This is a genomic window from Belnapia sp. AC561 (genome assembly GCF_979252845.1).
In genome coordinates, this window is record NZ_CEEDBP010000035.1 from 23,869 (window position 1) to 42,370 (window position 18,502).

Below are 18,502 nucleotides of genomic sequence, written 5' to 3' on the forward strand. Positions count from 1 at the left end.
GATGGATCCCGCGCTCTATGCCTATGCCGTCGTCCGTCGCAGCCATCCGCTGCCGGAAGCCGAGCCGGTGCTGCCCGGGGCGGAGCTGCGACTGATCGCCGCCGGCGGCGTCGCCGCCCTGGTCAGCGAGGTGCCGCGCGGCCTGTTCGAGGCCGGCCCGACCTGCCGCACCGATGACCCGGGCTGGGTCGCCGCGCGGGCCGCGGCGCATCACGGCGTCATCACCGCCGCGACGGCGGATGGCCCGGCGCTGCCGATGGCCTTCGGCGGGCTCTTCTCCGGCGCCGACCCACTGCGTGCCTGGCTTGCGCCGCGCGAGCAGCGGCTGGCCGTGGCGCTGGGCCTGGTGGCCGAATGCGCGGAATGGACGGTGAGCCTCAGCGAGGACAGCGCGATGCATGGCCATTGGCTGGAGGATCACGATCCGGCGCTGCAGGGGCTGGCCAATGAAGCCGCCATGGCCACTCCCGGCCGCCGCTTCCTGCTGCAGCGCCGGCTGGAACGCGACCTGGCGGCGGCGCGGGTGGCGCATGGCATCCTGGTCGGGGCCCAGGTGACCGCGACCATCGGCGTCCAGGGCCGCTCCCTGCGGGCCGATACGGCCCAGGGCCGCTGGTCCTTCCTGCTGCCCAATGCCGGGGTGGACCGCCTGCGCGACAGGCTGGATGCGACCGCCCGGGAACTGGCCGGGACCGGCTTCACCCTGGCGCTCTCCGGCCCCTGGCCACCCTATGGCTTCGCGCGGGAGGTGAATTCCGATGCCTGACCGCCTGTTCGCGCGGCAGCCGCTGCCGCCGCCGGCGCAGCACCAGCAGGCGCTGGTGGACGTGCTGGACCAGCTGCTGGATACCGGCGTGGTGCTGGATGGGCAGCTGGTGATCTCGCTCGCGGGGGTCGACCTCATCCATGTCGGGCTGCGGGCGCTGCTTGCCTCGGTCGATACCGCGGCACGGCTGATGACCCCGGCGCCGCCGGCCCTGCCATGAGCGCGATCCATCGCATCGAGCTCGATCCCGCGCGCATCGAGCAGGATCTCGCGCGGCTCGTCCTCACCCTGGTGGAGCTGATCCGCCGCCTGCTGGAAGCCCAGGCGCTGCGCCGCATGGAGGCGGGAACGGTGACGGAGGACGAGGTGGAGCGGCTGGGCGGCGCCCTGCTCGGCACGCGGGACGCGGTCGCCTCGCTCTGCGGCCGGCTGGGACTGAAGCCGGAAGACCTGAACCTGGACCTCGGCCCGCTGGGCCGGCTGCTCTGAGGCGGCGCAGACAACCACAAGGATTGCGGCATGGGACGGATTTTGCTGCGCAGCCTCGGCCCGGTCTGGCCGCTGGGCCTGCTGGCCCTGGCCGGGGCGGGAGTGCTCCGGGCGCTGAATTGGCCGACGGAGGCCTTTCTCGTGGCCCTCGCCGCAGCGTTGCTGGCGCTGCTGGCGACGCCGATCACCCTGCTGCCGGGCGCGCGGCTGCTGGCCGAGCTGCGCCGGCTGGACCCGGCGCGGGCCCCGGCCGGCAGCCTCTGGCCCGGTCTGTCCTGGGCGCTGCGGGCACCGCCGGCGCCGGTCGTGGTGCCGGCGGCGACCGAGGATAGCGCGGCCCAGATGAGCGCCGCGCTGCGCGCCGTCGCCTCCGAGATCGCGCTGATGAAGCGGCAGGGGACGGAGATGCGGCGGAGCTTCACCGAGGCGGTGGAGGCCGGGCATCGCATGGCGACGGCGGCGGAGACGGCCGGGCTGTGGTTCGACGATACCGCGCGGCGCAGTACGGAAGCGGCGGCGGCGCTCGGGCAGTTGCAGGCGATGGCGGCGGCGCAGGCGACCAGCCTCGGCACGCTGACCGATCATGCCGGCCAGGCGCTGGCCCTGCTGAGCGATGCGGCACCGGGCAAGGCCTGGCTGGAGGACGTGATGGCGCGAGTGCCCGAGCTGCCGGCGCAGCTGGATGCCGCGCTGGACCGGGTGGAGGCGGGTGCCGCGGCGCTGGCCGAGGCCGGGGCCTTGCCGGAGCGGATGGTGGAGCAGGTCGCGGCGCTGGAGACGGCGGGGACGCGGCTGCAGCTGATGACGGGCGAGCTGCCGGAGCAGATGGCGAACCTCAGCGCGGTGGCGCAGCAATTCGAAGCCGCGGCGGCGCTGCCGGAGCGGTTCGCGGCAGCGCTGGCGCAAGGCGAGGTGCAGATGGCGGCGCAACTCGAGGCGGTGGCGATGCTGCCGGGACGCTTCGAGACAGCCATGGCCCTGGCTGAGGCACAAGGTGGCGGGCTTGCGGCGCAGGCCGAAGCACAACTGGCGACGCTTCGGCAGACGGCGGAGCAACTCGCCGAGACGCCGCAGCGATTCGAGGCGGCCATGACGCGGGCCGCCGGCCATGCCGCGGAGCTCGGGGAGATGGCGAGGCTTTCCACGGCGATGGCCGAAGTCCCGGCGCGGCTGGATGCGGCGCTGGCGCGGGGCGAGGCGCAGGCGACCGGGCTGGCCGGCGTGGCGGCGCGCTTCGATGCGCCGATGGCGCAGCTCGGGCGGACGGCCGAGAGGCTCGATGCGGCTGCGGGCCGGATGCCGGAGGAGGTGACGGCAGCGCTGGCGCGGGCTGCCGCGATGGCCGATGCCGGTCGGGAGCGGCTGGGCCAGGGGCTCGCCCATCTGGCCGATTCGGAGACGCGGCTGCAGGCGGCAACGGCGACGCTGGAGGTGACTGCCACGCGCCTCGGCGAGGCATTGCCCGAGGCGGTGACCCAGATAGTGACCCAGGCGGTTGCCTCTCAGCTTGAGGGGATCGCCGCACCGATGCACCGCGCCATCGCCGGGCTGACCGAAGCCGGCGAGGCGCTGGCTCCCATGGCCGCCGGCATGGCCGGGCTGGTGCAGCAGATTCCCCGGCTGGAAGCGGCGATCGACCGCGCGGCCGAGGCGCCGCAACGGACCGCCGAGCAGCTCACGGCCGTCACCGGCGCGATCGAGGCGATGGTCCGTCAGGCGCGGCCTTCGCCGGGACGTTCGGTTTCGGCCCGGATCCTCGGCCAGCTCGATGCCGAGGCGGAGCCGGCGGTCACCGCCACCCTGCTGCGGCTGGATGGGGTGGAGACGGAGGTCGAGCAGTTGCTGCGCCGGGCCGAGACATTGGTCGAGGGGCCGGGCGGGGCGGCGCCGGTCTCGCCCGGCCTGGCGCGCCACGCGCCGGAGCTACTGGAAGGATTGGACGCGACCATCCGGCAGCTGCAATCCGTGGCCACCGCCATTGCCGTGGCCGCCGATCGGGGCAGCCGCCGGGTCGCCGCGCGGGCCTGACCCCCACCGGAATCGGAAAAGCCGCCCGGGTGGAGCACCCGGGCGGCTTTCCTGCGTCTGGCAGTGGCAAGTGCGGTTCAGTCCGGCTTGGCGGCGAGGCGGCGGGCTTCGGCGATCCAGGCCTCCACATTCAGCAGGCGGCTGATCTCGCCGAGCGCTTCCCGCAATGGCGCCGGCTCGGCCTGGGCGAGATCGGCGATGTCGAGGCAGCCGAGCAGGCGCAGCCGGGCGCGCATGCCGGGGCCCAGCTCGGCGATCTCGGAAAGGTCGAGGGCCGGGGCCTCGGCCGGCTCGGGTGTCGAGGACTGATCGGGCAGTTCGGCGGGCGGCTCGGCGGGCATCGCCGCAGGCGCGAAGGCCTCCGCCGCGGGCGGCGCCTCCGGCAGCTCGCTGACGCCGGCATCGCGCAGCAGGCTGGCATAGACCGAGGCGCGCTCGGCCGGCAGCGGGGCGGGTGCTTCGATCTCCGGCGGCGCGGGCTGCGGCAGCTCGGCTGCCTGGCCGCGGCTCGGGCGCCAACGGGGCAGGCGTTGGATGGCCTCGGCGGCCGCGGTGGCGCGGCCGGTGCGCAAGGCGGCGCGGCCGCGGGCGAGATCATCGCGCAGGGCACTGCGCCAGGCGCTGCGGCTGAGGGAGGGGTCGGTCGGCGGCGCGGTCATCGGATCGCCCTTCGGGACAAGGGTGGCCCGGCCGGATCGCCCCGGCCGGGCCGGGGGTCGTCAGGTCGTGGCGACGGACATGTCGCTGGTCAGGCCGACCGCTTCGGCATACTTCAGATAGGTCTCGACGGAGGCGATGACGACGCGGATCTCGACGGCGATCAGCTCGATGCCGACGAGTGCGACGCGGACGAAGGCATCAACGACAATCCCCTTGTCGAGGATCCGGTCGATCACCTCCGCCAGCGACGAGGAGGCGAGGCTTTTGTTGATGGTCATGGCCGTTCTGGGTCCTGCTCCTGGTGTTGCATCCTGGTTCGGGGCGAACCGCCCCGATCAGCCGCGGATCACCGGCTTCCGCGGGTGCATCCTCAGCCGGCCCAGCATGCCCCGGGCGGATTAAGGAAGCCTCTCGGACGGAGCGAAAAACATCGGCGCATAAAAAAACGGGGCACCATGACTGGCACCCCGCGAGTATTCACCGGTCCTGGCAGGCCGCATTCAGGCACCCTGGTTCAGTTGCTGCAGGAAGCTGGCTACCACGGCACGGTATTGCGCGACTGCCTCGGCCAGCCGGTACTTCAGCGCGGCGGCCTGGACGATGAGTTCGGCCGGTGCGAGCGTCGGATCGGCCAGGTCGAAATCGGCCTGCACATCCTGCCGGGCGTCGTAGCCCTCGAAGATCAGCAACGCCTCCTCGATCTGGTCCACCACGCTGACGTGGAACTGGTCCTTGGCGCCCTGCGCCTTGCTGAAGACGCGGATATCGGTGACGTAGCGCCCATCCTCGGTCTGGAAGAGATTGACCTCATGCCAGAGCGGGGTGCCGAGCCGGTAGCCGTTCAGCCCGCCGAGCTGGCGGCCGCTGAACGTCAAAGGGCGGCTGCCGGATTGGCGCAGGGTGAAGGTGGCGCTGGCGCTGCGGATCGCCGGGCGCGGCTCGGCGCCGAGGCTCATCGGCGGCCGGTCCATCAGGGTTTCGAAGGCATTGACCATGGTCACGGCGGATCTCCTTGCAGGGAAAGGTCAGGGGCGGATGTGGTGGCGGGCGCCGAAGCAGGCGGTCAGGACCTCCTGCCAGCCGCGGCGCAGCCGGTCGGCGCAGGCCAGGGCGGCGGCATCGCGCAGCCCATCCGGTGCGGCTTCGGCGCCGGCATAGAGCACGGCGACGGGCAGGTCGCGCAGCGGGTCATGCGCATGCAGGAATTCGATCGCCGCATCGGTATGGCCGAAGGCCTCGGCATAGACGCAGGGCGGGGCCGCCTCGCCGCGGCATTCGTGGCGGATGGCGACGACCAGCAACCCGCCTTCCGTCTCATGCACGACCACCTCGCTCCAGACCGGCAGCGCCGGGTCGCGCGCGGCGGCGCGGACCAGGGCGCGGCCCTTGAAGCGCAGGGGCCGCAGGCCATGCCGCGGCAGCACCGTCCAGCCGAATTGCTCCGAGGGCAGCGGCGCGGCCGGCGGCAGCGGACGGGTGACGAGGAGGCTGGCGAGCATGGCGCGGCTCCCGCTCAGAGCCGCTTGATGAAGATCCAGATGCCGTCGTCGATCGCGTTCGACTTCATGTGCACCCGCACCTTGGCGGGCGACATCTTGTAGTCGAAGGCATACTCGAACATCGTGTTGAGGCTGCCCTGGGCGAGGCCCTGCTGGAAGCGGCCCTGGAAGGCATGGCCCTTGGTGCAGGGCGCCACGTCGTTGAAGAAGTTCTTGCCCAGCACCTCGTTCGGCGGGCGATTGGCCAGGGCGCTTTCATACATGTTGTACTTCTGGATGCGGCCGGTGCGGTCCACCAGGATGGCGCCGAAGGGCAACCGGTCGAGCCGGGTCGGATCTTGCGAGACCAGGTTGTCGACGTGGTCGGCGCCGAATTTGATCATCTCCATGGCGTGGCTTCCCTGAGGGCTTGGGGTGAAGGACTGTCGCCGCCCGCCTCACTCCGGCTGGCAGAGCTGGTAGAGCAATTCGCCGAGCATGCCGCGCCACTGGCGCGCCAGCCCATCCGCCTGCTGGTGCAATGCCGCGGCCTGCAGGGCGACGACGGCGCCGCTGATGCGTGGATCGGCCGCGTCGATGCGGACGGCGAGATCGGCGGTCGGATCGAAGCCCTCAAGCGCGCCCAGTGCGGCATCGAGGTCGGGGAAAAACTCGGCGCGATGCACATCGGCTTCATGCGCGGATTTCTTGAAGGTGCTGATGCCAAGCGCAATCTCACCGCCCGGCCCGGCGAAGAGGGAGACCTCGTGCCAGGCGGGGATGCGCGGGCTCCAAGAGGTGCCTTCGGCCAGCAGCATGGCAGTGAGGCGCAGCGGCTTGCCGCCGGAGACCCGCAGCACGACGGGGCGCGCGGCCTGGCCTGGGTCCGTCGCCGCCTGCTGCGGCGGCATTGCCGCGATGGACACCATGATCGTCTCCGTGGGACGCCGCGGGTTTTCCGCGCCTCCGCACAGTGTCGGCGGCAGGGGTGAAACCCGGGTAAACGGCGGCGGGAAAATGCGCCGGGCGGCGCGTTAACCGGATGCTCATCGCCTGGCGGTGCAATGATGCTCGCGGGAGACATTCATCGATGCGCGACCTTTACGAAGCCTCCATCCTGCGCGTGCTGCGCTCCCTGCTGGCGCAGGAGCTGGCCCGGGGCAGCGGCCGCCGGCTGGATGCGGCCGAAGCGGCGGCCTGGCCGGACGACCTGTCGCTGGATGCCGATGGGCTGGGGCTCGACAGCCTCGAACTGCTGGGCTGCGGCGCCGCGGTGAATGCCTTCTTCCGGCTGCACGAAAGCGGCGTGGAGGATTACCTGCTGGCGGAGCGCAGCCTGGACCGCTGGGCGCGCATCATCCGCGCCGGGCTGGCGGATGGCACCACGGGCTTCACCTTCGCGACCTCCGGCAGCAGCGGCGTGCCGAAGCCCTGCTTCCATCGCCATGCGGATCTGCTGCAGGAGGTACGGCATTGGGCCGGCGTCTTCGCCGACCGCGGGCGCATCATCCAATGCGTCCCGGCACATCACATCTACGGCTTCCTCTTCACCGTGCTGCTGCCGCAGCGGCTCGGCCTGCCGGTGGTGGATGCGCGCGGCCTGGCGGCCGGGCCACTGCGCCGGCTGCTGCGGCCGGAGGATCTGGTGGTGGGCTTCCCCGCGGGCTGGCCGGCGCTGCTCGCCGGCGTGGAGGCGCTGCCGCCCGGCATCCGCCTGGCCAGCAGCACGGCGCCGCTGCCGGCGGCGATGCATCAGGCGCTGCGGGCCGCCGGCGCGGCGCAGGTGACGGAGATCTACGGCAGCAGCGAGACCGCGGGGATCGCCAGCCGCTGCCATCCCGACAGTCCCTTCACCCTGCTGCCGCGCTGGCAGCCCGGGGCCAGCGGCGAGCAGGCCAGCTTGCGCGATGCGCTGACCGGGGCGGAGACCCCCCTGCCCGACCGCGCCGCCTGGACCGAGGCCGGGCATTTGCGGCTGCTCGGCCGCAAGGATGAGGCGGTGCAGGTGGGCGGCATCAATGTCTTTCCCGAGCGGGTGGCGGAGCGGCTGGGCCGGCATGCGCTGGTCCGCGCCTGCGCCGTCCGGCTCGATGCGGCGCTGCCGGTGCCGCGGCTGAAGGCCTTCGTCGTGCTGCGGGAGGGGGCACGGCCGGATGCCGCGGCAGAGTTGGACCGCTGGTGCCGCGACGAGTTCAGCGCGGCGGAGCGGCCGGTCCGGCTCGATATCGGGCCCAGCCTGCCGGCCGGGGCGCTGGGCAAGGCGTCCGACTGGGGGGTGCCGGCCCCCTGAGGTGGGTCAGACGGAGACCGGCTCGAAATCCAGGGGCGCGGCGGAAGCCAGGGCCGCCGCGGCCAATCCGACCGGGATCAGCAGCGCATCGAGGTGGCTGGCCGCGACCAGGACCAGGAAGCCAATGAGCTGAAGATCATGCATCCCAAGCCTCCGTCGCGCTGGCGCCGCGGTGGCCCCTGCCCCGGCGGCGCCAGCCTGCCATGTCTCGCCAGCGGGACCAAGCGCCGGAATCGACCGCCCCGCCGGTGGGCGAATCGCCCCCGGATCAAGGTCTCGTCACTCGCCACCGGGCGGCAGCGGGCTAGGATCGGCCAGCCTCCGGTCCGGGATGAAGCACCGATGTTCATCGCCGTCGCACTGCAATCCGGCATCATCGTGCTGCGGGAAGGTCTGGAAGTGGTGGTGGTGCTCGCCGCCGTGGCCTCGCTTGTCCTGCGGAGCGCGCCGGAGCGGCTGGCCTCGCTCTGGATCGGTGCCGGGCTGGGGCTGGCGGCCAGCCTGCTGGCGGCCTGCTACGCGACGCCGGCGGCCGGGCAGGAGGAGACGGCGGACCGGCTCGCCAGCCTGCTGGCGGGGGGCCTGATGCTCTGGCTCGGCGGCTGGCTGTGGCGGCAGGCGGAGCCCTGGCGCTGGAACGGCGCCCTGGAGCAAACCACCCGGCAGGCGCTGGCTTCCCGGCGGGCGCCGCTGGCGCTGGGCGGCATCGGCTTCCTGACCACCCTGCGGGAGGGGGTGGAGACGGTGCTGTTCCTCTCGGCGCTGAGCCGGGAGAATGCGGCGGATGCCCTATGGAGCGGAAGTCTGGTGGCCTTGCTGATCCTGGCCGGCCTCTGGTGGCTCAGCCTGCGGACGGCGGTGCGGCTGCCGCTGCGCTGGGTCTTCCAGGCGACCTCGGTCTTTCTCCTGGTGACCGCGGTGCAACTGCTGGCGGCAGGCCTTTGGCCGGCGAGCGATCCGCCGCTGGACGAGGTGATGGAGCTGGTTTCTGGAAGCGGAAGACGGTGACAGGCCTTGGCCGGGACCAAGGAGGGGAAGGGATTCGAACCCTCGATAGAACTTGACGTCCTATAACGGTTTAGCAAACCGTCGCCTTCAGCCACTCGGCCACCCCTCCATCGGTGTGACAGGCCCACGACGTATGCAGGGCGCTTCATACAGGCGGGCCGCCGGGCCGTCAAACCCGCAGAAAGCCTGAAGCGCCAGCGTTGACCCCGGCCCATTCCCTCCGCACTCTGCGGGCGGGAGACAGGAGGCTAAATGGCGGGGTCGCGTTGGCGGCGGATGGCGTTCGTTCTGGTGGTGGCGGGGGCCTATGGGCTGGTCCTGGCGCCGGTGCTGGCCGTGATCGTCATCAGCATCTTCGCCCAGGAGATCGTCAGCTTCCCGCCCGAGGGATTCACCCTCCGCTGGTATGCCAATGCCTGGGAGAAGCGGGAATTCGCCCGCGGCTTCGTCACCTCGATGCAGGTCGCCTTCGCCGCCTCGGCGATCGGGGTGCCGCTCGGCACCGCCGCGGCGTTGGCGATCAACCGCGGCTTCGGCCGGCTGAACAGCCTGCGGGAGGCGATGAACACGCTGCTGCTCGGGCCGCTGGCCGTCCCCGGCGTGGTCGCCGGCACCGCGCTCTACCTCTTCTACGTCCGGGCGGAGTTCTGGATCGACGACGACATCAAGGGCACCACCATGGGATTGGTCGCGGCGCATGTGCTGCTGACGATTCCCTGGACGGTGCGCCTGGTTGCGGCCTCGCTCCAGGGCCTCGATCGCTCGGCGGAGGAGGCGGCGGCCAATCTCGGCGCCCGGCCGCTGACCGTCTTCTGGCGCGTCACCCTGCCCATGTTGCGGCCGGGGGTGGTCGCCGCCTGCCTCTTCAGCTTCATCCAGAGCTTCGAGAACCTCGAGCTCACCCTGCTGCTGGTCGGCCCGGGCCGCGTCACCCTGCCGGTCGCCATGCTCAACTACCTGGAGTTCCGCGTGGACCCGACGCTTGCCGCCGTCGCCACCGTGCAGATTATCCTGGTCGGTGCACTGATGCTGATCACCGACCGCTTCGTCAAACTCAGCCGGGTGGTCTGAGCATGGGCACCCTGGTCCTCGAAGGCCTCGCCCGCCGCTACGGCGCCACCGTGGCGGTGGAGCGGGTCGATCTCGACGTGCAGGACGGCGAGCTGGTGGCGCTCCTCGGCCCCTCCGGCTGCGGCAAGACGACCACCCTGCGGATGGTGGCGGGGTTCGTCGCGCCGAGTGCCGGGCGGGTGCTGATCGGCGGGCGCGATGTCACCCATGCCGCGCCGCATGGCCGCGATACCGGCATGGTCTTCCAGTCCTATGCGCTGTTCCCGCACATGACGGTCGGGCAGAACGTCGCCTTCGGGCTCGAGATGCGGAAGGTCGGCCGCGCCGAACGCGAGTCCCGCGTGACGGAGGCGCTGCGGCTGGTGCGGCTGGAGGGGCTGGCGGACCGGCTGCCGCGGCAGCTCTCGGGCGGGCAGCAGCAGCGGGTGGCGCTGGCCCGGGCGCTGGTGGTGAACCCGGCGGTCTTCCTGCTGGATGAGCCGCTGTCCAACCTCGACGCCAAGCTGCGCGCCGAGGTGCGCTTCGAGATCCGGGCGCTGCAGCAGCGGCTTGGCCTCACCACCCTGTTCGTGACGCATGACCAGGAGGAGGCGCTGACCATGGCCGACCGACTGGTGGTGATGGACCGCGGCCGGGTGCGGCAGATCGGCACGGCGGAGGCGCTGTACGAGCGCCCGGCGGATGCCTTCGTCGCCGGCTTCATCGGCCGCTGCAACCTGCTGCGCGGGGCGCTGGACGGGCCCGGCCGGTTCCACGCCGCCGGCGGCACCACCCTGCCCTGCGCTCCCGGCGCGGCGCCGGCCGATGCGGTGCTGGCGCTGCGGCCGGAGCGGGTCTCGGTCGAGACCGGGGGCGAGGGATTGCCGGCCCGGCTGCTGGCGGTGACCTATCTCGGCGCGCAGACCGAATACCATCTGGATCTGGGCGGCACGAAGCTGCTCGCCATCCGGGCGACGCCGGCCGCGGACGATCCGCGCCGGACGCTCGCCCCCGGCGATGCCGTCACCGCGCGGTGGAATCCGGCGGAGGCGCGGTTGCTGCCGGCCCTTCCGGGCGACCTCGTGGAGGAAGCCGCATGAGACCGACCCGCCGTGGCCTGATCGCCGCCACCTTGGCCACCCCGGCTTTGGCCACTCCGGCCCTGGCGCAGGCCCCCTCCGAGGTGGTGGTCGGCACCTGGGGCGGCGACTACGGCGCGCTGCTCGGCAGCGAGATCGAGGTGCCGCTGCTGCGGCCGCAGGGCATCGCGGTGCAGCAGGATGTCGGCACCCCCGCCGCCCGCCGGACCAGGCTGATCGCCGAGCGCAGCGCCCGCCGCGCCAGCATGGACGTGGTCTGCCTCGGCGATGCCGACACCCATGCCATGGGACAGCTGGGGCTGCTGGAGGAGCTGACGCCGGAGAAGGTACCCAACCTCGCCAAGGTCATCCCGGCGCTGCGGCTGCCCTTCACCCTGCCGCATATCTATTCGGTGCGGACCATCCTGACCAACCCCGCCCGCATCCAGCCGGCGCCGCAGCGCTATGCCGCGCTGTTCGAGGAGCGCTTCCGCAACCGCATCGGCTTCTCCGACCTGCTCTTCACCCACATGACCGAGGCGGCCGCCATCGCCGCCGGCGGCGACGAGCGCAACCACCAGCCGGGCTATGCCAAGCTGCTGGAATGGAAGCGGCTCGGCGCCCGGGTCTATCCCTCGAACGAGGCGCTGGCGGCGGCGCTGAAGTCGGAGGAGGTGAGCGCCACCATCATGTGGCTCGGCCGCGCCTACATGTGGAAGAAGGCGGGCATCCCGGTGCAGGCGGTGATCCCGGCGGAGGGCGCGACGCCCTACATCTCCTGTGCCTGCGTGCCGAAGAATGCGCGCAACAAGGCGGCGGCCTTCGCCTATCTCGATGCGATGCTCGACCCCCGCGCGGCGCTGGGCTTCGCCGAGCGCATGGGCTTCCTGCCGACCACCACCGATGCCGTGCTGCCCGCCGCGCTGCAGGCCGAGATCGGCCTGACGCCGGCGCAGCAGGCGGCGCTCCGGGTGCAGGACTTCGACTATCTGGCGCGGAGCAATGCCGCCACGCTCGACTTCTGGAACAGGGAATTCAAGGGATGATCACCCGCCGCGGCACCCTCGCCACCAGCCTGCTCGCCGGCCTGCCCGGTATCACCCAGGCGCAATCCACGCAGGTCGTGGTCGGCACCTGGGGCGGGGATTACGGCGACCTGCTCGCCGGCAATATCGACAAGCCGCTGCTGGCACCCCGCGGCACCGAGGTCATCCAGGACGTCGGCCCGCAGGACCCGCGCAAGACCAAGCTGATCGCCGAGCGCAGCGCCCGGCGCGGCAGCATGGATGTCTGCTGCCTCTCGGACGTCGACATGTTCACCATGGCGCAGCAGGGCGTCTTCGAGCCGATCGACGATGGCCGGGTGCCGAACCTGGCCAAGGCGATCCCGTCGCTCAAGCGCCCCTATTCGATCCCGCATATCTATTCGGCCAAGGTCATCCTCTATAACCCGGCCAAGGTGACGGCGGCGCCGCAGAGCTATGCCGATCTCTGGGACCCGAAGTACCGCGGCAAGGTCGGGCTGGTCGATATCCTGCACCTGCAGAACATGGAGACGGCGGCCATCGTCGCCGGTGGCGACCACCACAACTACGAGCCGGGCAAGCGCAAGCTGATGGAGCTGCGCAGCCTCGACGTGAAGGTCTATCCCTCGAACGAGGCGTTGGCGGCGGCGCTGAAATCCGAGGAGGTGTGGCTCAGCCTGATGTGGCTGGCGCGCGGCTTCATGTGGAAGAAGTCCGGCATCCCGGTGGAGCATGCGGTGCCCTCCGAAGGGGCGACCAGCATCTGCTTCGAGATGGCGGTACCGAAGAATGCCCGCAACCGGGAGGGCGGGCTCGGCTACCTGAATGCCGCACTCGATGCCAAGGCGCAGGGCGCCTTCGCCGACCGCATGGGTTATGCCCCGACCGTCACCGACGCGACCCTGCCGGCCGACCTCGCCCGGCAGATCAGCCTGACGCCGGAGCAGCAGGCCAAGCTGCGCACGCCGGACTACGAATACATCGCCAAGAACCAGGTCGCGCTGATCGATTTCTGGAACAAGGAATTCAAGCGTTGAGGCGGCGGGATCTCGCGCTTGCCGTCGCGGCGCTGACGGCGGGCGCGCCAAGGCTGCCGCGGGCACAAGGTTCCCAGGTGGTGGTCGGCACCTGGGGCGGCGACTATGGCGAGATCCTGCAGCAGGGGCTCGATGGGCCGATCGCCCGGCCGGCCGGGCTGGAGCCGGTGCAGGACCTGGCGCCGGCGCCGCCGCGCAAGGCCAAGCTGCTGGCGGAACGCCAGGCGCGGCGCGGCAGCATGGATGTCGCGGCGCTGTCCGACGTCGACATGTACGAGCTGTCGCAGCACGGGCTCTTCGAGCCGGTGCCGGTGCCGGCGCTGACGCGGGCGGGCGCCATCATCCCGGCGCTACGCAAGCCCTATGCGGTGCCGCATATCTATTCGGCACGGGTCATCCTGTACAACCCGGCCAAGGTGGCCACGCCGCCGCGCAGCTACGCGGACCTCTGGGACCCGAAGTACCGCGGCCGGGTCGGGCTTTCCGACCTGCTCTATGCCCAATACGTGGAGACGGCGGCGATCGTCGGCGGCGGCGGCGGCAGCGACTTCGCCCCGGCCTGGGACAAGATGCGGGAATGGAAGCGGCTCGGGGCGCGGGTCTATCCCTCGAACGAGGCGCTGGCGGCGGGGCTGAAGTCCGAGGAGGTCTGGCTGACCGTCATGTGGCTGGCGCGCGGCTACATGTGGAAGCAGTCCGGCCTGTCGCTGGAGCACGTGGTGCCGGAGGAGGGCGCGACCTCCATCACCTACGAGATGGCGGTGCCGAAGAATGCCCGCGGCAAGGACCAGGCCTGGCGCTACATCGACCTGATGCTGGACCCGCGGGCCCAGGGCGCCTTCGCCCAGCGCATGGGCTATGTGCCGACGGTGACGGATGCGCCGCTGCCGCCCGACCTCGCGGCCCAGATCAGCCTGAGCGATGCCGACCAGGCGAAGCTGCGCACGCCGGACTATGGCTACATGGCGCGGATGGCGCCCGATGTGCTGGCCTTCTGGAACCGCGAGTTCAAGGCCTGAGCATGGCGGCCCTGGTCCTGCCCGCCGCGCTGCTCGTGCTGGCCCTGTTGGTCGCACCCATGGCCATGCTGTTCCGCATCAGCCTGAACCAGTACAGCCCGACGCAGCTGATGATCGAGGCGCTGTCGCCGGAGAACTACCTCCGCGCCATCGCCGATCCCTATTACCAGGACGTGCTGGCGACCACGATGGGCGTGGCGCTGTCCTGCACGGTGATCGCGCTGCTGCTGGGCTTTCCCGCCGCCTATTGGCTGGCGCGGATGGAAAGCCGCTGGAAGAGCCTGGCCGTCATCCTGACGCTCTTCCCGCTGCTGGTCGGCAACGTGGTCCGCGCCGCCGGCTGGATGGCGCTGCTCGGGCGGGACGGCGCCATCAATGCCGGGCTGCTGGGGCTGGGGCTGATCAGCGAGCCGCTGACCCTGCTGTACACGCGCGGTGCGGTCGTCGCCGGCATCGTCGCGGTGGTGGCGCCCTACATGATCTTGACCCTGGCCTCGGTGATCGAGGCGATTCCCCGGCAGGTGGAGGAGGCGGCGGCCAATCTCGGCGCCGGGCCGCTGACCGGCTTCCGCCGTGTGGTGCTGCCGCTGGCGCTGCCGGGCGTCGCGGCGGGCAGCGTCCTGGTCTTCATCCTTTGCATGAATGCCTATGCGACGCCGGTGCTGCTGGGCGGGCCGCAGTTCAAGATGATGGCGCCGGCGGTCTATGACCAGTTCGTGAAGGGGACCAATTGGCCCTTCGGCGCGGCGCTGGCCTTCGTCCTGCTGGTGGTGACCTTGACCCTGACCGTCGTGGGCAGCGCGGTGCTGGCGCGGCGGTCGCGCCGAGGCTGAGGGCGGGGGCTGAGAAACGGAATTCCAGGCGCGGGCAACAGCAGGCATCGCCGCGCGTTCCATGCGGCCCAGCAAGGAGCCGTTCATGTCCGACCCGATCCCCAATCCCAGCCCCTCCCCCAGCCCTTCCCCTGGCCCGGAGATCCCGCCCATGCCGCCGAGCCCCGGCCCGGCACCGGAGCCCGGCCCCTCCATCCCGGGCCCGGGTCCGGAGGTGCCGCCATCGAGCCCGCCGATGCCGCCGAGCATGCCGCCGCCGCAGGCTATCGGCTGAGGGCGGCGACCGCGCCGGTCAGTGCGGCGCGGTCACACCCGGCCGAGCAGACCGGCCAGGATCACCGCGCCGCGGTCCCCGAGTCCACGGGCCGCCGGCACCCCCTGCCCTGCCCGCAGCCGCCGGAGGTCCCGCCGCGCCAGCACCAGCGGCAGGCCGGCGGCGACCGCGCCACGGGGCAGGCGGAGCCGGAGGGTGGCAGCCCGGTCCAGCCCGGCTGCCGCCAGTTCCGTCACCAGGGGCGCGGCCAGGGCCGGCGCCCCGATCACCGCTTCGGCGACGAGGCCATGCCGGGCCAGGGCCTCGGCCGGCAGCAGGCAGCGCCCCTGCCCCGCCAGGGCGCCGATGCTGCGCAGCACGCCGGCCAGGCCATAGGCCACGCCAGCCTCCTGCAGGCCGGCCAGCGCCGCGCCGGAGGCGCCGAGCAGCCTCCCCGCCGCCACCGCGAAGCCACCCGCCGTGCCGCGCAGATAGGCCTGGAAGGCGGCCTCGGTCGGCATGCCCTCCTCCTCCGTCTCGGCCTCCCGCGCATCGGCCAGGGCGGTGAGCGAGGCGGGGTCCAGCAGGCCGGCAGCGATGGCGGCATGCAAGGGGCCCGCAACCTCATGCCGGCGCGGCGGCTTGCCGGCGGCGGCATCGGCCACCACGTCGCGCCACCATTGCAGGCGCATCAGCGCGATCAGCGGCGTCCGTGCCGCCTCGCGGGCGCGGGCCAGCTCGTGGTTCAGCCCGATCAGGGCAAAGAGGGCATCCCGCCGCTCCGCCGGGGCAAAGAGGGCGCAGAGGAATCGATCCGGGTCATGCGCCCGGGCGAAGGCGGCGATCGGCGACAGCGGGGCCTGTGAGGGGGTCTCGGACATGGCAGGCTTCATGCCCGCTTGCTTGACGCGCGGGAAGCCGCCGCCTAGCTGTCCTGCAGCCCCCGGGCCTGCCGGGTGCACCACCCACAAACGGGAGAGACCCCATGGCCTTCAGCCTGCCGCCGCTGCCTTACGATACCAGCGCGCTCGCCGCCCAGGGCATGTGCCAGGAGACGCTCGAGCTCCATCACGGCAAGCACCACAATGCCTATGTCACCGCGCTGAACGGCCTGGTCGAGAGCAAGGGCCTCGCCGGCAAGTCGCTCGAGACCATCGTCGCCGAGGCCGGCAAGGCCGGTGCCGATGGCGCGCCGGTGCTCAACCAGGCCGGCCAGCACTGGAACCACATCCTGTTCTGGCAGGTGATGTCGCCCAAGGGCGGCGGCGACAAGCTGCCCGCCACGCTGGCGGCCAAGATCGAGCAGGACCTCGGTGGTCTGGCGACCTTCAAGGAGGCCTTCAAGCAGGCCGGCGTCACCCAGTTCGGCTCCGGCTGGGCCTGGCTGATCGTCGGCGCCGACGGCAAGCTGAAGGTGACCAAGACCCCGAACGGCTCCAACCCGATCGCCACCGGCGAAGGCACGCCGATCCTCGGCGTCGATGTGTGGGAGCACGCCTACTACCTCGACTTCCGCAATGTCCGGCCGAACTACCTGGACAACTTCCTGAACAAGCTGGTCGATTGGGAAGTGGTCGAGACGCTGCTGAAGAACGGCGGGCTGAAGTCCGGCCAGGCTGCGTAAGCCGGAAGTTTAGGGGGAGGTATCCCCCCTAAACGCCTTTCTGTTTCCAATAGAAATAGATGAGGGGCCTGGGGAGACTACCTTCTCCCCAGTCCTCCTTCCTAACCGTCGAAGCTCGGCCCCTTGGCAAGACCCGGCGCGAAGCGATGGAAGGGCTCGGCCAGCTCCTCCGGCCAGCGCGCCACGCGCGGCGGCGCCAGGTAGATCGGCCCGCCCTCGATCAGCAGCATCAGGAACAGGCGCTCGCCCTCGGTATCGAAGGCCATGAAGAGCCCGTGGTCGCCCTCGATGCCCCAGCCGACCAGCCAACGGTCGGCGACCAGGGCCACCGGCGGGCCGGGCAGGCGCAAACCCTCATAGACCGATTGCTGCCGGCCACGGGCGGCGCCACGCAGCAGCACGGCGACGGAATCCTGGGCCGCGAGCTGCACCAGGGTGCCGCCGGCGACCGCCCGGGCGCCGGGGTCGGCCGCCCGCGCGCCACCGGGCGCAAGGCCGGGTGCCAGCAGCAGCGCCGCCAGCGCCCGGCGGGAGGCTTTCACCCCTTGGTGGCCACGGCATCGGCGGCGCCGAGCGGCTTCAGCACGTCGCCGATGGTGCCGCGCAGGACGCTGACGCGCACGTTCGGCGCGATCTCGACCTCGACCTCGTCTACGCCGTCCTTCACCGTGATGACCTTGGCGATGATGCCGCCGGCGGTCAGCACGCGGTCGCCGCGCTTGAGCGAGGCGAGCAGCGCCCGGTGTTCCTTCTGCTTCTTCTGCTGCGGGCGGATGAGGAGGAAGTAGAAGACGCCGAAGATGAGCAGCAGCGGCGCGAGCTGCATGACCAGCGCCATCGGGCCGCCGGCGGCGGCGTCCTGGGCATAAGCGGGGGAGATGAACATCCCGGGGGATTTCCTTGTTGGGCCGGCTTGGCGTATGCGGCGGGGCGCAAACTAGCGGCCACCCCCCCAGCGTCAAGTCCGGCGCCGGGGGACGCCCATGGCCGCGGGTCAATCACGGGAAGATCACATGGATATCGCCTTGCTGACCCGCATCGCCGAGGCGCTGGAGCGCCTGGCCCCGCCACCGCCCGCCCCGCCGCGGCTGGAAGGCGCCGATGCCTTCGTCTGGCATGCCGAGCCGGTCGCGCGGCTGTCGCCGGTGCCGAAGGTCTCCCGCGTCGAGATCATGCTGCTGCAGGGGATCGAGCGTCAGAAGAGCATCCTGCTGGAGAATACCCTGCGATTCGCCCGCGGCCTTTCGGCGAACAACGTCATGCTCTGGGGCGCCCGGGGGATGGGCAAGTCCTCCCTGGTCAAGGCGGCGCATGCCGCGGCCAATGCGGAGAAGCCGGGCAGCCTGGCGCTGATCGAGATCCAGCGGGAGGACATCCGCACCCTGCCGGAGCTGCTGAACATCCTGCGGGCGCAGGACCGCCGCTGCCTGGTCTTCTGCGACGATCTTTCCTTCGAGAAGGAGGATGCCGACTACAAGGCGCTGAAGTCCGTGCTGGATGGCGGGATCGAGGGGCGGCCGGCGAATGTGCTGTTCTACGCGACCAGCAACCGCCGCCACCTGATGTCGCGCGACATGATCGAGAACGAGCGCAGCACGGCAATCCATGGCCAGGAGGCGGTGGAGGAGAAGGTTTCCCTCAGCGACCGCTTCGGGCTTTGGATCGGCTTCCACAATTGCGATCAGCCGACCTATTTCGCCATGGTCGAGGGCTATGCCGCATCGCTCGGCATCGGCCTGTCGCAGGAGGATCTGCGGCGGCAGGCCAACGAGTGGTCGGTGACCCGCGGCGGGCGGTCCGGCCGGGTGGCCTGGCAGTTCATCCAGGACCTCGCCGGCCGGGTCGGCGTCGCGGTCGACTGAA

General features: G+C 71.5%; 25 protein-coding genes and 1 tRNA gene. 15 read left to right on the forward strand and 11 right to left on the reverse strand.

Features of this window, described 5'->3' with window-relative positions; genetic code table 11:
* Position 1: 1 nt before the first annotated feature.
* Genes AC0IW9_RS23325 through AC0IW9_RS23340 form a run of 4 tightly spaced genes read left to right on the forward strand, consistent with a single transcriptional unit; the run spans position 2 to position 3,283 of the window.
* Complete coding sequence (locus AC0IW9_RS23325; RefSeq protein ID WP_471650707.1) at positions 2-766, forward strand: GvpL/GvpF family gas vesicle protein; 765 nt, start codon at positions 2-4, stop codon at positions 764-766.
* Complete coding sequence (locus tag AC0IW9_RS23330) at positions 759-986, forward strand: gas vesicle protein (protein ID WP_471650708.1); 228 nt, start codon at positions 759-761, stop codon at positions 984-986. Before AC0IW9_RS23325 ends, AC0IW9_RS23330 begins: the two co-directional genes overlap by 8 nt.
* Positions 983-1,255 carry a gas vesicle protein K gene (locus AC0IW9_RS23335; protein ID WP_471650709.1) on the forward strand — a complete coding sequence of 91 codons (273 nt, stop codon included), beginning with the start codon at positions 983-985 and terminating at the stop codon, positions 1,253-1,255. The genes AC0IW9_RS23330 and AC0IW9_RS23335 overlap by 4 nt, the downstream gene beginning before the upstream one ends.
* Before the next feature lie 30 nt (positions 1,256-1,285).
* The gene (locus AC0IW9_RS23340; protein WP_471650710.1) at positions 1,286-3,283 is read left to right on the forward strand and encodes a hypothetical protein; all 1,998 of its coding nucleotides are present in this window, start codon (positions 1,286-1,288) and stop codon (positions 3,281-3,283) included.
* A 77-nt stretch (positions 3,284-3,360) separates the two neighbouring features.
* Here the strand turns inward: AC0IW9_RS23340 and AC0IW9_RS23345 are convergent, their stop codons facing one another.
* The 6 genes from AC0IW9_RS23345 to AC0IW9_RS23370 all read right to left on the reverse strand — a co-directional run bounded on the left by AC0IW9_RS23345 (position 3,361) and on the right by AC0IW9_RS23370 (position 6,350).
* Positions 3,361-3,942 (reverse strand): hypothetical protein, encoded by a 582-nt coding sequence (locus AC0IW9_RS23345; protein WP_471650711.1) that lies wholly within the window; start codon positions 3,940-3,942, stop codon positions 3,361-3,363.
* Positions 3,943-4,002: 60 nt separating this feature from the next.
* Entirely contained in the window at positions 4,003-4,221 is a 219-nt protein-coding gene (gene gvpJ / locus AC0IW9_RS23350; RefSeq protein WP_471650712.1) for a gas vesicle protein GvpJ, read from the reverse strand.
* 222 nt (positions 4,222-4,443) lie between these two features.
* A complete protein-coding gene (locus AC0IW9_RS23355) occupies positions 4,444-4,944 on the reverse strand; it encodes a hypothetical protein (RefSeq protein WP_471650713.1) in 501 nt (166 codons plus the stop codon).
* A gap of 24 nt (positions 4,945-4,968) precedes the next feature.
* Positions 4,969-5,442, reverse strand: a complete 474-nt coding sequence (locus AC0IW9_RS23360) for a hypothetical protein (RefSeq protein WP_471650714.1) — start codon at positions 5,440-5,442, stop codon at positions 4,969-4,971.
* Positions 5,443-5,456: 14 nt separating this feature from the next.
* Positions 5,457-5,831: a photoactive yellow protein gene (pyp, locus tag AC0IW9_RS23365; protein WP_471650715.1), complete on the reverse strand. Its 375-nt coding sequence runs from the start codon at positions 5,829-5,831 to the stop codon at positions 5,457-5,459.
* Between the two features lie 48 nt (positions 5,832-5,879).
* Positions 5,880-6,350, reverse strand: coding sequence for a hypothetical protein (locus AC0IW9_RS23370; protein ID WP_471650716.1), 471 nt, complete (start codon positions 6,348-6,350; stop codon positions 5,880-5,882).
* A gap of 161 nt (positions 6,351-6,511) precedes the next feature.
* Here AC0IW9_RS23370 and pcl point away from each other — a divergent pair, with 161 nt between their 5' ends.
* Entirely contained in the window at positions 6,512-7,711 is a 1,200-nt protein-coding gene (pcl, locus tag AC0IW9_RS23375) for a 4-coumarate--CoA ligase (RefSeq protein WP_471650717.1), read from the forward strand.
* Between the two features lie 6 nt (positions 7,712-7,717).
* Here the strand turns inward: pcl and AC0IW9_RS23380 are convergent, their stop codons facing one another.
* Positions 7,718-7,855, reverse strand: a complete 138-nt coding sequence (locus AC0IW9_RS23380; RefSeq protein WP_471650718.1) for a hypothetical protein — start codon at positions 7,853-7,855, stop codon at positions 7,718-7,720.
* A 198-nt stretch (positions 7,856-8,053) separates the two neighbouring features.
* Between AC0IW9_RS23380 and AC0IW9_RS23385 the strand changes: the two genes are divergently transcribed.
* On the forward strand, positions 8,054-8,719 hold the full coding sequence (locus AC0IW9_RS23385; RefSeq protein WP_471650719.1) for an FTR1 family protein: 666 nt from the start codon (positions 8,054-8,056) through the stop codon (positions 8,717-8,719).
* Positions 8,720-8,738: 19 nt separating this feature from the next.
* Here the strand turns inward: AC0IW9_RS23385 and AC0IW9_RS23390 are convergent.
* Positions 8,739-8,828, reverse strand: a tRNA-Ser gene (locus AC0IW9_RS23390).
* A gap of 143 nt (positions 8,829-8,971) precedes the next feature.
* Between AC0IW9_RS23390 and AC0IW9_RS23395 the strand changes: the two genes are divergently transcribed.
* The 7 genes from AC0IW9_RS23395 to AC0IW9_RS23425 all read left to right on the forward strand — a co-directional run bounded on the left by AC0IW9_RS23395 (position 8,972) and on the right by AC0IW9_RS23425 (position 15,036).
* Complete coding sequence (locus AC0IW9_RS23395) at positions 8,972-9,790, forward strand: ABC transporter permease (RefSeq protein ID WP_471650720.1); 819 nt, start codon at positions 8,972-8,974, stop codon at positions 9,788-9,790.
* Between the two features lie 2 nt (positions 9,791-9,792).
* Complete coding sequence (locus AC0IW9_RS23400) at positions 9,793-10,869, forward strand: ABC transporter ATP-binding protein (protein WP_471650721.1); 1,077 nt, start codon at positions 9,793-9,795, stop codon at positions 10,867-10,869.
* On the forward strand, positions 10,866-11,894 hold the full coding sequence (locus tag AC0IW9_RS23405; protein ID WP_471650722.1) for an extracellular solute-binding protein: 1,029 nt from the start codon (positions 10,866-10,868) through the stop codon (positions 11,892-11,894). Before AC0IW9_RS23400 ends, AC0IW9_RS23405 begins: the two co-directional genes overlap by 4 nt.
* The gene (locus AC0IW9_RS23410) at positions 11,891-12,910 is read left to right on the forward strand and encodes an ABC transporter substrate-binding protein (RefSeq protein WP_471650723.1); all 1,020 of its coding nucleotides are present in this window, start codon (positions 11,891-11,893) and stop codon (positions 12,908-12,910) included. Before AC0IW9_RS23405 ends, AC0IW9_RS23410 begins: the two co-directional genes overlap by 4 nt.
* Positions 12,907-13,929 carry an extracellular solute-binding protein gene (locus tag AC0IW9_RS23415; RefSeq protein ID WP_471650724.1) on the forward strand — a complete coding sequence of 341 codons (1,023 nt, stop codon included), beginning with the start codon at positions 12,907-12,909 and terminating at the stop codon, positions 13,927-13,929. Before AC0IW9_RS23410 ends, AC0IW9_RS23415 begins: the two co-directional genes overlap by 4 nt.
* A gap of 2 nt (positions 13,930-13,931) precedes the next feature.
* Positions 13,932-14,762 (forward strand): ABC transporter permease, encoded by an 831-nt coding sequence (locus tag AC0IW9_RS23420; protein ID WP_471650725.1) that lies wholly within the window; start codon positions 13,932-13,934, stop codon positions 14,760-14,762.
* Positions 14,763-14,847: 85 nt separating this feature from the next.
* Entirely contained in the window at positions 14,848-15,036 is a 189-nt protein-coding gene (locus AC0IW9_RS23425; protein WP_471650726.1) for a hypothetical protein, read from the forward strand.
* 32 nt (positions 15,037-15,068) lie between these two features.
* Here the strand turns inward: AC0IW9_RS23425 and AC0IW9_RS23430 are convergent, their stop codons facing one another.
* The gene (locus tag AC0IW9_RS23430) at positions 15,069-15,896 is read right to left on the reverse strand and encodes a phytoene/squalene synthase family protein (RefSeq protein WP_471650727.1); all 828 of its coding nucleotides are present in this window, start codon (positions 15,894-15,896) and stop codon (positions 15,069-15,071) included.
* Between the two features lie 104 nt (positions 15,897-16,000).
* Between AC0IW9_RS23430 and AC0IW9_RS23435 the strand changes: the two genes are divergently transcribed.
* On the forward strand, positions 16,001-16,639 hold the full coding sequence (locus AC0IW9_RS23435) for a superoxide dismutase (RefSeq protein WP_471650728.1): 639 nt from the start codon (positions 16,001-16,003) through the stop codon (positions 16,637-16,639).
* Between the two features lie 101 nt (positions 16,640-16,740).
* Here the strand turns inward: AC0IW9_RS23435 and AC0IW9_RS23440 are convergent, their stop codons facing one another.
* Both AC0IW9_RS23440 and yajC read right to left on the reverse strand, forming a co-directional pair.
* A complete protein-coding gene (locus AC0IW9_RS23440) occupies positions 16,741-17,181 on the reverse strand; it encodes a hypothetical protein (protein ID WP_471650729.1) in 441 nt (146 codons plus the stop codon).
* Complete coding sequence (gene yajC, locus AC0IW9_RS23445; RefSeq protein WP_471650730.1) at positions 17,178-17,525, reverse strand: preprotein translocase subunit YajC; 348 nt, start codon at positions 17,523-17,525, stop codon at positions 17,178-17,180. The genes AC0IW9_RS23440 and yajC overlap by 4 nt, the downstream gene beginning before the upstream one ends.
* A gap of 127 nt (positions 17,526-17,652) precedes the next feature.
* Here yajC and AC0IW9_RS23450 point away from each other — a divergent pair, with 127 nt between their 5' ends.
* The gene (locus AC0IW9_RS23450; protein WP_471650731.1) at positions 17,653-18,501 is read left to right on the forward strand and encodes an ATP-binding protein; all 849 of its coding nucleotides are present in this window, start codon (positions 17,653-17,655) and stop codon (positions 18,499-18,501) included.
* The last annotated feature ends 1 nt before the right edge of the window (position 18,502 follow it).

Excerpts from the sequence above, each read along its gene's own strand:
- AC0IW9_RS23325 (WP_471650707.1), top strand. The coding sequence starts at position 2 with ATGGATCCCGCGCTCTATGCCTATGCCGTCGTCCGTCGCAGCCATCCG.
- AC0IW9_RS23330 (WP_471650708.1), top strand. The coding sequence starts at position 759 with ATGCCTGACCGCCTGTTCGCGCGGCAGCCGCTGCCGCCGCCGGCGCAG.
- AC0IW9_RS23335 (WP_471650709.1), top strand. The coding sequence starts at position 983 with ATGAGCGCGATCCATCGCATCGAGCTCGATCCCGCGCGCATCGAGCAG.
- AC0IW9_RS23340 (WP_471650710.1), top strand. The coding sequence starts at position 1,286 with ATGGGACGGATTTTGCTGCGCAGCCTCGGCCCGGTCTGGCCGCTGGGC.
- AC0IW9_RS23345 (WP_471650711.1), bottom strand. The coding sequence starts at position 3,942 with ATGACCGCGCCGCCGACCGACCCCTCCCTCAGCCGCAGCGCCTGGCGC.
- gvpJ (WP_471650712.1), bottom strand. The coding sequence starts at position 4,221 with ATGACCATCAACAAAAGCCTCGCCTCCTCGTCGCTGGCGGAGGTGATC.
- AC0IW9_RS23360 (WP_471650714.1), bottom strand. The coding sequence starts at position 5,442 with ATGCTCGCCAGCCTCCTCGTCACCCGTCCGCTGCCGCCGGCCGCGCCG.
- pyp (WP_471650715.1), bottom strand. The coding sequence starts at position 5,831 with ATGGAGATGATCAAATTCGGCGCCGACCACGTCGACAACCTGGTCTCG.
- AC0IW9_RS23370 (WP_471650716.1), bottom strand. The coding sequence starts at position 6,350 with ATGGTGTCCATCGCGGCAATGCCGCCGCAGCAGGCGGCGACGGACCCA.
- pcl (WP_471650717.1), top strand. The coding sequence starts at position 6,512 with ATGCGCGACCTTTACGAAGCCTCCATCCTGCGCGTGCTGCGCTCCCTG.
- AC0IW9_RS23380 (WP_471650718.1), bottom strand. The coding sequence starts at position 7,855 with ATGCATGATCTTCAGCTCATTGGCTTCCTGGTCCTGGTCGCGGCCAGC.
- AC0IW9_RS23385 (WP_471650719.1), top strand. The coding sequence starts at position 8,054 with ATGTTCATCGCCGTCGCACTGCAATCCGGCATCATCGTGCTGCGGGAA.
- AC0IW9_RS23395 (WP_471650720.1), top strand. The coding sequence starts at position 8,972 with ATGGCGGGGTCGCGTTGGCGGCGGATGGCGTTCGTTCTGGTGGTGGCG.
- AC0IW9_RS23400 (WP_471650721.1), top strand. The coding sequence starts at position 9,793 with ATGGGCACCCTGGTCCTCGAAGGCCTCGCCCGCCGCTACGGCGCCACC.
- AC0IW9_RS23405 (WP_471650722.1), top strand. The coding sequence starts at position 10,866 with ATGAGACCGACCCGCCGTGGCCTGATCGCCGCCACCTTGGCCACCCCG.
- AC0IW9_RS23410 (WP_471650723.1), top strand. The coding sequence starts at position 11,891 with ATGATCACCCGCCGCGGCACCCTCGCCACCAGCCTGCTCGCCGGCCTG.
- AC0IW9_RS23420 (WP_471650725.1), top strand. The coding sequence starts at position 13,932 with ATGGCGGCCCTGGTCCTGCCCGCCGCGCTGCTCGTGCTGGCCCTGTTG.
- AC0IW9_RS23425 (WP_471650726.1), top strand. The coding sequence starts at position 14,848 with ATGTCCGACCCGATCCCCAATCCCAGCCCCTCCCCCAGCCCTTCCCCT.
- AC0IW9_RS23430 (WP_471650727.1), bottom strand. The coding sequence starts at position 15,896 with ATGTCCGAGACCCCCTCACAGGCCCCGCTGTCGCCGATCGCCGCCTTC.
- AC0IW9_RS23435 (WP_471650728.1), top strand. The coding sequence starts at position 16,001 with ATGGCCTTCAGCCTGCCGCCGCTGCCTTACGATACCAGCGCGCTCGCC.
- yajC (WP_471650730.1), bottom strand. The coding sequence starts at position 17,525 with ATGTTCATCTCCCCCGCTTATGCCCAGGACGCCGCCGCCGGCGGCCCG.
- AC0IW9_RS23450 (WP_471650731.1), top strand. The coding sequence starts at position 17,653 with ATGGATATCGCCTTGCTGACCCGCATCGCCGAGGCGCTGGAGCGCCTG.